Genomic DNA, 11,883 nt, shown 5'->3' with positions numbered 1-11,883 from the left:
ACGAGGCCCTGTTGACGCCACAGACGGCGTAGCGATCACTCCTTGATGGCCCGTTCGAGATTGCAGACGGCGACGGCCACGACCAGGTCTCTGCATCGCGACACTCGCTCGGAGGACCGTCACGGCGTCGAGGGTGCTGGGAAAGCGAGTCGAGTCAACTGCAACAGGCCACGAACCAGATTCATTTCGCTGGCCAAACCGACGATCTCGGGGTAGCTCGCATCCATGTGGCTCCGAAAGAAATACTACGTCTGGTGCTTCCAATCCGCAAATCCATTGCCGGCCGGGTTACTCTCACCGGTTCGTTTCCTCCTTCAGAGAGACGCGATCCTCTCGCAGTCGTCGGATTCCTCCGATCAGACGATCGCGACCGGTCGGTTCAAATGGCGTAGTTCTGCCGACGGTCGGGCTATCGCGCGTACTTCAGGCAGACCCGATGATGTTCACGCCAACATATTTTTAGCCTCGCCTAAAACATGTCCGTACACAGAACCGGAGCGATCCTTTCGGACACGCCGGTGAGCACCTCGATTCCACCATGCCCTACGCAGAACTCACGATCACGGTTCCGGAGACGGTCTGGATCAGCGAACTGTCCCGTGCGTATCCCGACACGCGGTTTCGCGTGCTTGCGGCGACGGCCAGCACCGCGAGCGGCGTCGCCAGAATCGAAATTCTCGGCGACGACTCTGATACGGATTATTGTAGCGATTTACCGATGATCGTCGCCACGGAGTAGACGATCACCGGTAAGCAACTACAATAAACCGTATGAGACGGTCTGTACGGAGTTCCGGGAGTACGACGCCGTGACCGACCTGACGGTCTTCGACACCGAGGCCGAGGCGATCCGCGTGCAAGTCGAGACGACGGTCCCGCTGTTGCTGACCTCGCTGCAAGACTCCGGGGTACCGCTGGAGATGTCGTTCGAGGTCGTGGACGGACGGATGACGCTCGAAGCGACGCTCCCACAGGAGACGCTCTCGGAACTGGGCGAGACGCTCGACAACTTCGGTATCCGGTACACCGTCGAGCGCATCCAACAGGAGCCCGAATCAGATTCGCTCTTGACCGAACGCCAGGAGTGGGTGCTCGACGAGGCGATCGAACGGGGCTACTACGACACGCCCCGACGTACTACGCTCGTCGACCTCGCCGACGAACTGGACGTCGCGAAGTCGACCTGTAGCGAGATCCTTCACCGCGCCGAAGGACGGGTGCTGAAAGAGCATCGGGACGACGAGGTCCCTTCCGAAGTCGTGGTGTCGTCCAGCTGACCGCGCTCGGCCGGCGCTGAATCGTCGGGTCTCCGGGTATCGACCTCACTGACAGATGTCACAGCCGATCGACCAGAGCGCGATCAGCGCGACGACGACCGGGACGTGAGCGACGACCAGCAGTGGGGTCGTCAGCCACCCCAGTTCGAGAGCCCGACCGACCGCTCGAACCGCCGTGCCAAGCAACGGCAGCGACAGGAGTGCCAGTACCGTGATCCCGACCCGCGTGGGAATCGACCGCCGATCCACCGCCGTCCTGATGTGTGTGACATGTTCTCGAATCATTTTAGGCTGACCTAAATTATTGCGTCTTCGCATGGCGACGGATCGAACCTGACTCTTTCCCCGAACTGGTTCGGACGTGCGATCGACCGAAGTCAGTCGTCGATCGGTCGGAACTGTTCGGGTGATCCCTCAAGAACGCCCTCGACGACGCTTCAGACGGATCTATGACTGGGCGATCAGGGCGGGACACCTCGCGGCCTTCTCCCTCTGGATCGGTGGAGCCGGCTGGCACAACTTCGTCGTCCTCCCGACGGTGCGATCCCGTCCCGACGCCGATGACGCGCTGCGGTCACAGGCGCGAGCGTTCCGCCGCCACCTGCCGGCCGTGATCGCGCTGGTGTTCCTGACCGGACTCTATCAGACCGACCGCCTCCTCGGGCTCGCACCGTCAGCGGTGCTGGGTTCGCGCCTCGGCCACCTCGTGGGCTTCAAGCTCCTCGTTCTGACGACCCTGACTGCGATGGTCGCGGCGACGTACAGACGGACGGTGTGAGGCCTCTCACGGCCCTCTCCTCACGTGGGGACTGTGGCCGATACCGCGGCTTCACTCGCCGGTTTCGAGGACGATCTGCCCGGTCGCGAGCTGCGTCAGCTCGGGCGTCGCGTCGGCGTGTGGATCGAACGCGGTGTAGGCAAACGCCTGCCAGAGGGCGCGTTCGGGGTACGGTCGCCGTGATAGGTCGACGCCGAGTGCCGCCGCGAGCGCCAGATCGTCGAGTTCGCCGGTCGTCGTGGGGACCGAGAGCGAATTCGGGAGCGCTTCGAGGTCCAGACCGAAAGCCGGGAACAGTCGGTACGTCGCTCCCGGTGCGGGGTGGTGGATTCGCGCCAGCCGGGGAAGCGGACGACGAGTTCCGGAGCGATCGTCTTCGGGCGACCGTCCGTGCCGACGGGCTCGACGCGCTGCTCGCCGAGGCGTATTCGACGCCGTTGCCCCGGCGAGAGATCGTGTCGGGTCCCGTCGACCCTCAGTTCGACCGCCGACTCGACGTGTCGCTCGATCGAGACGGCCGGCGGTACGTAGGCTCCGACGTGGCTCGTCGTCACGTCCCCGCCGATGGTGCCATCGACGACGACCGTCGTCCCGCTCGCACCTTCCGTGACGAGCGGTGGCCCCTCTGCTGGCAACGACTCGAACCCGACGAGTTCGTGCGTGGTCCCACAGGCCAGTTCCCGGTCTCGCGGCTCCGCAGTCGAGGACGCTAACGCGGGTCGCCAGTAGAAGACGCGCGACGTTCCGTCGAGTTCGTACGGCACTGCGTCCGGAAAGAACCGGTCACCGGTCTCGGTCGGTTCGAGCCCGGGATGTTCGAGTTTCAGTTCCAGATACGGGCGCTCCTGGACGACGGGGGGCGACACCCCGTCTGGCGGGACCTGCCGCCACTCGACGGGGACTGCGTCGTCGACTGTGTTTGCTTCGTCCATTGGTGGGGTGTTACGGGCCGGCAGACTCGTGTTCCGTGGTCTACACACGCGACTGCCCTCGTCGGTGTCGTGACCGCGTGACGGACTCGCCACGCGGTACCGACTTTCGTCCGAGCGGCCGACGGCGTCGAACTCCCGACCGACGGACACCGTCTCCGTGTCGACGAGCTTCGAGCGAGACGGCCGAGTGTGTTCGGCCGAATATCTCCGCCCGCGGGTCGCTCTCGACTGTCGGGTCCTCGATCACGGTCCCGAAAGGATTTGCCACGGAGGTAATGGGATCGGGGCGAAAACGGACCGTAGACATGGCAACGGAACTCGACCTGCGAGAACACTCGGAAGACGAGCACTGCCGGACGCTGTTCGACACGCTGTCGGAGATAGAGACCGGGGACACCGTCGAGGTCGTGGCGAATCGAGACCTCGATCTCCACCTGGTCCGCTACCAGATCGAACGCGATCGGGAGATCGAGTGGACGTACGCGGATCCCGACGCGGAGCCCCGGGAACTCACAGTAGCCAAGCGCGATCCGCTGGCGGCCGACCTGGGAACGATCGACGTTCGCGACCTGAAGCCCCAGCGCCGTCACGAGGCGCTGCTCGCGATCTTCGACGAACTGGGGGCCGACGAGGGGTTCGTCCTGCACAACGACCACGACCCCAAACCGCTGTATCACGAGCTCAGGTCGATGCACGGCGACGTGGTCGACTGAGAGTACAGAAGCCGCGGCGACGACGGCTGGCGCGTCGAGGTCGTCAAGACCGGCGAGTCCGACGCCGACGACGAGGGCGTCGTCACCCGCTACGACGTTCGTGACATCCCCAAAGAAGAGCGCCATCCGACGATCCACCATCGCTACGGGATGATCCCCGAGGGCGGGACGGTGGAACTGATCGCTCCCCACGAGCCGCGACCGCTCCGCGGCGAGTTCCGGGAACGGTACGGAAACGCCTTCTCCTGGGAGGTCGTCGAGAGCGAGCCCGGTCGCTGTCGCGTCCAAATCACGAAAGAGGCCGGCGGCGACGCCGACGGTTCCGGGGACACGAACGAGGCGGAGGCCGACGACGAGGCGGTCGAGATCCTCGAAGAGCTGGACGTGCGCGATCTGCCGCCGGCCCAGCGCCACGAGCGTATCTTCGCCGCGTACGACGACCTGACGGAGGGAACGGGGTTCGTGCTGGTCAACGACCACGACCCCAAACCGCTGTACCACCAGTTCGAGGCCGAGACGGGGCCGGAGTTCCGCTGGGAGTACCGACAGAAAGAGCCCGAGGAATTCAGAGTGCTGATCGGGAAGACGAGAGTGGCCGGCAGCGAACCGTCCAGCGGGAAAGAAGCGGCCGGCGACGCGTCGAACGCGCCGTTCTGACGGTCGCCGACGCGCTCGTCGACGCGGAACTTGAACGCCGGCCGGCCGTCGACGAGCACGTAGGGGACGCGGTCGCCGTACTCCTCGCGCAGCGACGCCTCGTCGACGTCGACGACTTCGATGTCGACCGACCGAGCCACCGACTGGGCCACCGTCCGTATCGTCCGGAGCGCGTCGTCACAGCGGTGACACTCCTCCCGGGTGTACACTGTCACTGTCGTGTCCGCCATCGTCTCGGTGTTAGTCCAGCGGGGTGAAAATCGATGCGATGGTCCGGCCACCGGACGCGCGTCACCGAGAGCCAGCGAACTGTCGCCCCCTCACCCGGCAGTACAGTTATCTGGGACGCGTGATAACCGATCGGTCACGACCTGTTCGTCGCAGATCAACTATGATCTCGTACTGCCACAGCAACGTCGGCCAGCAGCGTTCCGAAAACGAGGATGCGTCCCGCTGTGCGTCGCTCGACGACGGGCGGGAACTCGTCGTCGTCGCCGACGGCATGGGGGGCCACCCGAAGGGTGCCGAGGCGAGTGCAACGGCCGTCGAGCGACTGTTCGAAGCGGTCACCTCGGAGACGCCCGAGGACGACGGGCCGGAGGCCGTGCTCGAACGCGGCTTCCGGGCCGCACACGACGCCGTGACCGATCTCGCGGCGGGCGAGCGCAAGACGCCGGGGACGACGCTCGTCGCCGCACTCGTCGCGGACGACACCGCGACGATCGCCAACGTCGGAGACAGCCGCGCCTACTACGTCGACGACGCACTCCGGCAGGTGACCACCGACCAATCGCAGGTCCAGGAACTCGTCGAGGCGGGCGAGATCACGCCGGAAGAGGCCTCGAACCACCCGATGAGTCACGTGCTATCCCAGGCGATCGGGACCGCCGACGACCTCGACGTCGACCTGTACACGCAGTCGCTCTCGGAGGGGTGGCTCCTGCTCTGTACGGACGGGCTCACCGACCCCGTTCCGGAGGACACGATCGAGGCGACCTGTCTCGACGCCACGTCGCTCGAAGCCGCGGGGACGGATCTGATCCGGGACGCCAACGATCGAGGCGGACCGGACAACGTCACTGTCGGTCTCTGCCGGACCGAAACGGCGTAGGCCACACCGCGGTGTCCGCTTCGTCGCCGCTTCGGGGACAGCTCTCGCCCGCCGGCCGCGTCTGTCGGACAGTTTGCCGCCCCGGAGTGGCCAATGGCCCGTATCACTCACAGCGCCATCTCAGACGGTGTATCGTCGTTGCGTACCGGCGATCGTCGCCACGGGGTCGACGACACCGGTCAATCGCTCCACTCAGCCGTCTCAGTCGACGACGAAACAGAGCCCGTCCGCGGCGGCGGGGTAGCCGGTCGTCCCGTAGCCGTCGTCGGCCAGTCGTTCGAAGGCGGCCCGCACGATGTGTGGGCCGAGGTCGTGTTCGTCGACGACCGCGTGGTGCTGAACGACTTCGGTCATCGGGTCGTCGACGTAGTCGTCGCGCAGGACTTCGATGCAGTCGGCGACGCGCTCGCTGTCCACCGCTCGCGTGAACAGATCGACGTTCTCGGAGACGAGGCGGTCGTTCCGGTCGTAAATCAGCTCGTTGGACTGGATGTCGACCAGACAGACGCTCACCTGCTGGTCGAACCGGGACCGCGCGGCGTCCTCGTTCTGGACGAACGCTTCCACGTCGTCGGTCCAGCCGGTGGGTGAGGCGATGCCGATCAGGTGGGTCGTGTCGTTCGACTCGGCCCGGGCGACCGTCTCGTTGACGACATCGATGAGGTCGTCGATGCCCGCGGGCCGCGCGTCGAAGCCGTTCGCGGCGAAGGCTTCGAGGTTGGCGGCGACGACGGCCTCGACGACCAGTTTCGTCTCCGAGAACGCGACGAACTTGTTCGTCCGCACGCGGTAGGTCGAGAAGCGTCCGACCGGGTAGCGGTCGACCGTGGTCTCGTCGTCCAGTACGTCTGCGACGATCGATCGGTGGTCCCCGGTGAAGTGTCGGCGTCGATCCTCCCAGAACCCCTCCGGGATCTCGAAGCGATCGCCACCGGGGAGCGTCAGGTGGGTCGCCTCCTCGACGGAGGTCTCGAACCGCGTGACGTAGTCCATCTCGTACAGCCGCGCCACTTGCGCGCGGATCGCCTTCCCGTCGGGCTCCTCGCGCTGGCCTCGGACGGAATCGGCGATCTCACCGACGCGCTCGTCCAGCTCGTCGACTCGGTCGACCCGCTGTTCGGCCGTCGCGACCCGCTCTTCGAGGTCGCCGAACTCCCGGTCCAGTCGATCTCCCGTCGTCTCCAGGCGCTCGCGTTCGTTCCGTAACCGCTGGATCTCGGCGCTGAGATCGCCTTTCCGCTCAGAGAGGCGGTCGAGTTCGTCTTCGAGCAGCGACGCGGCTTTCGACGCGGCCTCGTCCTGTAGCTCCTGGCGGGTCTCCTCGCGGGCCGCCTCTAGCTGTTCGATCTGGGCTTCGAGATCGCCTTCCAGCGTCGAGATCGTGTCGAGTTTCTCCGAGATCTCTCGTCTGTCCGCGGAGCGTTGCTCCGAGAGGGTCGCGATCTGGGCTTTGATCTCGTCGAGCTCGCCTTCGACGGCGTCCGTGTCGACGCCGCCGGTCGCCATCTCCGACTGGAGTCGGCTCATCTCGGTCCGCAGGGATCGCTCTTGCTCCCGGAGGCTGTGGTGGATCGTCTCCGAGAGCGACTCCAGCTCGTCCCGTACCGTCGCTTCGATGGTCTCTCGCTCGGACTTCGCGTCCCGGGCCGCTTCCGCGGCACTGACGATACCCTCGATGGTGTTCGGGAGCCCGTGGTGTTTGATGTAGAGGAAGACGGCCTCGTCGGCCAGTTCGAAGAACTCCTCGAACTCCCGCTGGAAGTACGAGATCGTCGCGCCGCGGATCTCGTTGGACGACGTGTCGAGCAGCGACTCCCGGAGGTCGGCTTGCGCTTCGAGCTCCTCGGTGACGAACTGGTGGACCTTCCCGTCCTTGTTCTTGATGTTGGTCTCCAGGTTCTCCTCGTCGATCTGCTTGAACTTCCGGCGGAAGTCGTCGAACTGCCTGACGAACTCCCGTTCGCCCGCCTCGAACTGGTCGACGAACCCCTTCGACTCGGGCTCGCTCTCGCCTGCCTCTTCGATCGCCGTCGCCAGGAGCAGCTTCGCGGCCTCGAAGGAGGCCAGCTCGTTCTCTTTGGTGGCTTCGGGGATCGACTCCCGGTGTTCGGGGTAGAAGTCCCACTCGTACTCCTCTTTGTTCTGTTCGAGTTGGTTGTACAGGTCTCGTCGGCGCTGTGCCGAGTAGTTCGCTAGTTCGACCAGGTCCTTCTGCAAGACCTGGTGGGCCGGATACGTCAGCTCGTCGCGCTTGTCTTTGATCGTTCCCATTGTTAGGCAATCATGTACCCGATCTCCTCTTCGATAAATTCACGGAGAAACTCCGGTGCCTCTCCGAAACCGTCGATGACGACGTGGAGTCGGACGGTGTTCTGTTCTCGCTCTCGGATGTCGTACTGGATCTCGGCTCGTCCCTTCTTCGTGTAGACGGCCCAGAGACTCTCGCCGTCGGTCGTCGACCCCTGGTCGACGGCCTTTCGCTTTTTCATGATCGATTCCATCGCCCACTCGACGCGTTCGGCCTCGACGCCGTCGAACGTCTCGTCGATCGTCGCCTGGACCTGCGTCGCCTCGGTGTCGACGCGGTTCAGTTCGTACGCCGACAGCTCCTCTTCTGGCACCTTCGCCGCCAGCTGGTCGTACAGCTCGTCGATGTCGACGTCTCGCACGACGCGGGACATGCCGTCGAGGGACTCGATCGTCCCGTCCTCCCAGTTGTCGAGCAGGTACTCCGCGCGCTTTCGCTCGCGCTCGTCTTCGTAGTCGACGACGACGAGGTACGCACCGTCCTCGCTCATCTCGGTGCTGCCCTCCACTGGTCTGGGTGCTCCGTCGCGACGCCGACCGGCGTCGACCGACTCGCACACCCCTTCGTCGCGTCTCTCATCTCTCTGGCACAACGTTCCACCTCCAACTATAAACAATTTCTCCATATTGGACACAACTGTCCGTCGGAACCGATGGTCCGGACGCGACGCTTCGGTTCCGACTCCGTCGCGCTCACCACTGTTTCGCGGTGGCGCTCGGAGGGCGTCGCGTCACTCGCCAAGGTCGATCACGTCGTCCAGCGTCCACTCGTCGTCGGCCGCTTCGAAATCGAGCGTCGGTTCGCCGTCGGCCTGTTCGAGCGGTTCGGGATCGAACGCCGGACCGTCGTCCCCGTCGAACGGCCCCGGCATCGGCTCCGGGTCGAGCGACCAGTCGGGGAGGTACCGATCGTCGATCTCCAGTGCGTCTGCGACGGCGGCGAGATACTCGTCGGCCCGGCGCAACTCGACGCCGCAGTTCGCCTGTGCCCGGTTCACTCGCCGCTGTACGGCCTGGGGCGCTTCGCCCTCGACCGCACGGAGCGCGCGGACGACCTGCGTCGCGGTGAGTCGCCGCCCGTGCCTGTCGCGCCTTTCCGCTCGCTGCTCGTAGTTCTGCTTGAGCCGTGTGGCTCTCTCCTCGTGTCGTTCCCGCTCGTGGCCGTCGGCGTCGGCACCCGCCCGAAGCGTCTCCTCGAACCGTTCCTCTATAGTAACAATTGAAACGATTTACACACCGATCGCACTGCTATCGTGCGATCGGGTGTGCATTGATTTTCAATGGCTACTATAGCTCGGCCATCTCCTCGCCGACGAGTTCGTACTCGATCGCCTGCTCGCGTTCGAACAGTTCGAGGCGCTTCGCCTCCAGCTCGGCGTCCAGCAGCCGCTCGTCACGCGCGCCGAACTCGATCTCGATCCACTCGCCGAGTTCCTGCCGGAACATGGCTCCCGGTTGTAGTGACTCCCATGTGAACTACCCCACCCTACTCGCCAGCTACCGCTGGCTCCTTGAGGGTGGGGCTTCCTGCTTCTAAGACGCGCTTTGCAGATACAAGTGTATCCACAGTGAGCGCAGTCTCCACAGGCGTTCCTTCGGAGTGTCCCACTCCTAGCTGGCTCAGACCGCGAGAGAGGATATTGATCGCCGCGTTCGAGTCTCTATCTGTCTCAAACCCACACGCCGGACAGGAGTGTTCCCGAACCCACAACGGCTTGTCCGTCTTCACGCCACAGGACGCACACTCTTTCGTCGTGTCTTTCGGGTCAACAGCGACAAAATGCGTGCCTTCGCGTTCGCACTTGTATTCCAACATCCGCTTGAACGTTCCCCATGCCGCCGACGCTCGGTTGCGGGAGTTGCCGGGAAGTTCGACTAAACCACGCCAAACTGAGTTGCTGGGTGACTTTTGACCGCCGAGCCCGTTTGCGAGAGCGTGAGCGAGGAGTCACTGCTGCCCGTCCGCCGCGAGCGTGAGATGACAGGGACCCACGCGGCCCTCTGGAGTGCGATTCTCGTCGCAACCGTCCTTGATGTCCTCACGACGATGGTCGGTCTAGAGCGAGGACTACGAGAGGGCAACGCCGTCGTCGCGGCCGCGATCGAACTACTCGGACTGCCGGGCCTGTGGCTCGTAAAGTTCGCGGCGATGGTGTGGCTCGTCGGTGGCTGGGCGCTGCTCTCGGATCGCGACGCGGCGATCTTTCTCGGTCTGTTCGCCGCGGTCACCGTGGCGACGGTCGTCGTCAACGTCGTGACGTTGCTGGGTGCGTGACGCTACAGCAGCGACTCGACGTACTTCGTGACGTGGTCGTCCATCCGGCGCTTGAAGCCGTCTCGACGTGCGAGTCGGTCGAGTTCGCGGGCGGCGTACGTGCCGTACTGGACGGCTTTCTTGTCCCGCCGCGCGATCTCGTCGGGGAGCCACTCGCTGGCGGCTCGGCGCAGCGCCCACTTGCGGTCGTCCTCCCCGCGGACGAGCTGGTCGCCGACCAGTCCCAGCGCCATCTCGACGACGCCGTCGGAAAGCAGCGGTGCGACCGGATCGACGCCCGCCCCTCGCAGTGCGAGCACGTCCCGCTCCAGTTGCTCGGGCAGCGTGGCGATCACTTCCCGCTGTGCGCCACGGACCGTGTCCGCCTCGATGCGGTGATCGTCCGGGGCGTTTGCCACCTTCGCGTAGCCACCGAACAGCTCGTCCGCACCCTGGCCGACGACGAGACGGTCGTAGCCGTCGGCGGCGACGCGCTCGGCGGTCAGGAAAAGCGGGAGCGCGATCTGTACGTCCATCGCGTTGGTCCGCCCGGTCGCGCGAGCGATCCGGGGCACGGCGCGTTCGAGGTCGGCGTGATCGAATTCGACGACGGTTAGCTCACGATCCAGCAGCGCCGCGGCCGAGCGGGCCGCTTCGATGTCGTGGCTTCCCTCGAAGCCGGCGACGTACAGCGGCGCGTCGAGTCGTGCGGCCAGGAGCGCGGAGTCGACGCCGCCCGAGAAGGCGACGGCGGTCGACGCCGTGTCGACGGCGTCGGTCGCGGTCCGAATCGCCCGCCGGACGGCAGCGACCGCGGTGTCGTCGTCGCTCCGGTCGCCCTCGGGGAGCGTCCAGCGAGCGTCGTCCTCGTCGGCCGTCCGACAGTGGCCCGCGGGCACCGACACCGGGTCGTCGAGCGCCGTCGGGTCGAACGCCCACGCGCCGTCGGCGGTCGGATCGGCGGCCCCACGCTCGGCGAACAGCGGGACTCGGCCGAGCAGGTCTCTGACGAGCGTGGGTCGGCCCTCGACGGACACTCGTCCGGCGAACCCCCGTGTTCCCGGCAGTGGGTCCCGGTCCCGGATCGCTCGTCGGACGAGCGACGCGTCGGCACCCCGGATCATTCGATCAACTGCGAGAAGCGGTTCTTCACCCGGCGCTTGGCCCCGCCAGCGGCCTGGCGGAAGCTGATGTGCCAAGGCGTGCGCTTGCCCTCGACCGTCGTCTGTCCCGCCCGGATGGCGTCGAGAATCGCCTCGACGCTTCGCTCGTCGGTGTCGACGTGTGTCACCGCCTGCCCGACCATCTCGCTGATATGGGCGTCGCTGCCGGCGGTCATCGGCAGCCCGCGGCGACTGGCGAACTGGTGGGCCTGTCGGTTCGAGCGCCCGGTCAGCAGCCGGGAGTTGTACACCTCGATGGCGTCGGCCGCCGTCAGCTCGTCTTTCGAGATCCTGTCCAGGACGCCGCTGCGAGACTCCTGGAAGGGATGGGGGACGACGGCGACGCCGCCCTGCTCGTGGATGCGGTCGAGCGTCTCGGAAAAGGAGAGCCCGGCCGGGACGAGCTCCTCGATGCCCAGCCCCAGGACGTGGCCGGCCTGGCTGGAGATCTCCGCCCCCGGAATGCCGACCAGTCCGTACTCGGGCGCGAGCCGGGCGGCTTCGAGGCTCGCGTCGATCTCGTCGTGGTCGGTGACGGCCAGCGCGTCCAGACCGACTGCCTCGGCCTGTTCGAGCAGGAGCTCGACCGGATCGCGGCCGTCGTAGGACAGCGCAGAGTGGGAGTGGAGCTCGACCGTTAGCACGGGCGAACGTACTGTAGCGGTCGGCAAAAGCGCCTCGGTCGCGGCCA

At 65.7% G+C, this 11,883-nt stretch carries 13 protein-coding genes and 3 pseudogenes; 6 read left to right on the top strand and 10 right to left on the bottom strand.

Going from position 1 to position 11,883, the window contains the following annotated elements:
• Window positions 1–538 precede the first annotated feature (538 nt).
• Window positions 539–739, top strand: a complete 201-nt coding sequence (locus HALKA_RS21995; protein ID WP_245545405.1) for a hypothetical protein — start codon at window positions 539–541, stop codon at window positions 737–739.
• Between the two features lie 70 nt (window positions 740–809).
• Complete coding sequence (locus tag HALKA_RS21990; protein WP_245545404.1) at window positions 810–1,277, top strand: helix-turn-helix domain-containing protein; 468 nt, start codon at window positions 810–812, stop codon at window positions 1,275–1,277.
• A 45-nt stretch (window positions 1,278–1,322) separates the two neighbouring features.
• Here the strand turns inward: HALKA_RS21990 and HALKA_RS0115075 are convergent, their stop codons facing one another.
• Window positions 1,323–1,562 carry a hypothetical protein gene (locus HALKA_RS0115075; RefSeq protein ID WP_026190341.1) on the bottom strand — a complete coding sequence of 80 codons (240 nt, stop codon included), beginning with the start codon at window positions 1,560–1,562 and terminating at the stop codon, window positions 1,323–1,325.
• Between the two features lie 121 nt (window positions 1,563–1,683).
• Between HALKA_RS0115075 and HALKA_RS19645 the strand changes: the two genes are divergently transcribed.
• Window positions 1,684–2,055 carry a hypothetical protein gene (locus tag HALKA_RS19645; protein WP_211206028.1) on the top strand — a complete coding sequence of 124 codons (372 nt, stop codon included), beginning with the start codon at window positions 1,684–1,686 and terminating at the stop codon, window positions 2,053–2,055.
• Between the two features lie 95 nt (window positions 2,056–2,150).
• On the opposite strand, the gene HALKA_RS19640 is transcribed toward HALKA_RS19645, so the two are convergent.
• A complete protein-coding gene (locus tag HALKA_RS19640; RefSeq protein ID WP_155119420.1) occupies window positions 2,151–2,987 on the bottom strand; it encodes a hypothetical protein in 837 nt (278 codons plus the stop codon).
• A 305-nt stretch (window positions 2,988–3,292) separates the two neighbouring features.
• On the opposite strand from HALKA_RS19640, the pseudogene HALKA_RS22390 reads away from it, so the two are divergent.
• Window positions 3,293–4,357: pseudogene (locus tag HALKA_RS22390) on the top strand (DUF2249 domain-containing protein).
• Window positions 4,358–4,368: 11 nt separating this feature from the next.
• Here HALKA_RS22390 and HALKA_RS21975 read toward each other — a convergent pair.
• Window positions 4,369–4,587, bottom strand: a pseudogene (locus HALKA_RS21975) (glutaredoxin family protein); the annotation flags it as partial.
• 161 nt (window positions 4,588–4,748) lie between these two features.
• Between HALKA_RS21975 and HALKA_RS0115055 the strand changes: the two are divergent.
• Window positions 4,749–5,468: a PP2C family protein-serine/threonine phosphatase gene (locus HALKA_RS0115055; RefSeq protein WP_018258776.1), complete on the top strand. Its 720-nt coding sequence runs from the start codon at window positions 4,749–4,751 to the stop codon at window positions 5,466–5,468.
• A 201-nt stretch (window positions 5,469–5,669) separates the two neighbouring features.
• Here HALKA_RS0115055 and HALKA_RS0115050 read toward each other — a convergent pair whose 3' ends face one another.
• The 5 genes and pseudogenes from HALKA_RS0115050 to HALKA_RS20455 form a co-directional block, all read right to left on the bottom strand.
• Entirely contained in the window at window positions 5,670–7,739 is a 2,070-nt protein-coding gene (locus HALKA_RS0115050) for a coiled-coil domain-containing protein (RefSeq protein WP_018258775.1), read from the bottom strand.
• Between the two features lie 2 nt (window positions 7,740–7,741).
• A complete protein-coding gene (locus HALKA_RS0115045) occupies window positions 7,742–8,284 on the bottom strand; it encodes a hypothetical protein (RefSeq protein ID WP_245545403.1) in 543 nt (180 codons plus the stop codon).
• A 222-nt stretch (window positions 8,285–8,506) separates the two neighbouring features.
• Window positions 8,507–8,773: a hypothetical protein gene (locus tag HALKA_RS0115040; RefSeq protein ID WP_018258773.1), complete on the bottom strand. Its 267-nt coding sequence runs from the start codon at window positions 8,771–8,773 to the stop codon at window positions 8,507–8,509.
• Between the two features lie 289 nt (window positions 8,774–9,062).
• Window positions 9,063–9,221: a hypothetical protein gene (locus HALKA_RS21485; protein ID WP_018258772.1), complete on the bottom strand. Its 159-nt coding sequence runs from the start codon at window positions 9,219–9,221 to the stop codon at window positions 9,063–9,065.
• Between the two features lie 40 nt (window positions 9,222–9,261).
• Window positions 9,262–9,660 (bottom strand): annotated as a pseudogene (locus tag HALKA_RS20455) (RNA-guided endonuclease InsQ/TnpB family protein); the annotation flags it as partial.
• 51 nt (window positions 9,661–9,711) lie between these two features.
• Here HALKA_RS20455 and HALKA_RS0115030 point away from each other — a divergent pair.
• Window positions 9,712–10,050: a DUF5658 family protein gene (locus HALKA_RS0115030; protein ID WP_018258771.1), complete on the top strand. Its 339-nt coding sequence runs from the start codon at window positions 9,712–9,714 to the stop codon at window positions 10,048–10,050.
• Between the two features lie 2 nt (window positions 10,051–10,052).
• Here the strand turns inward: HALKA_RS0115030 and HALKA_RS0115025 are convergent, their stop codons facing one another.
• Both HALKA_RS0115025 and HALKA_RS0115020 read right to left on the bottom strand, forming a co-directional pair.
• Window positions 10,053–11,150 (bottom strand): asparagine synthase C-terminal domain-containing protein, encoded by a 1,098-nt coding sequence (locus HALKA_RS0115025; RefSeq protein ID WP_026190339.1) that lies wholly within the window; start codon window positions 11,148–11,150, stop codon window positions 10,053–10,055.
• Complete coding sequence (locus HALKA_RS0115020; RefSeq protein WP_018258769.1) at window positions 11,150–11,836, bottom strand: PHP domain-containing protein; 687 nt, start codon at window positions 11,834–11,836, stop codon at window positions 11,150–11,152. Before HALKA_RS0115020 ends, HALKA_RS0115025 begins: the two co-directional genes overlap by 1 nt.
• Between the last annotated feature and the right edge of the window lie 47 nt (window positions 11,837–11,883).

It is taken from the genome of Halomicrobium katesii DSM 19301, from assembly GCF_000379085.1.
Taxonomy (GTDB): Archaea; Halobacteriota; Halobacteria; order Halobacteriales; family Haloarculaceae; genus Halomicrobium; species Halomicrobium katesii.
The sequence above is the reverse complement of the archived record's forward strand: the minus strand, read 5'-3'. Positions and strand labels throughout refer to the sequence as shown.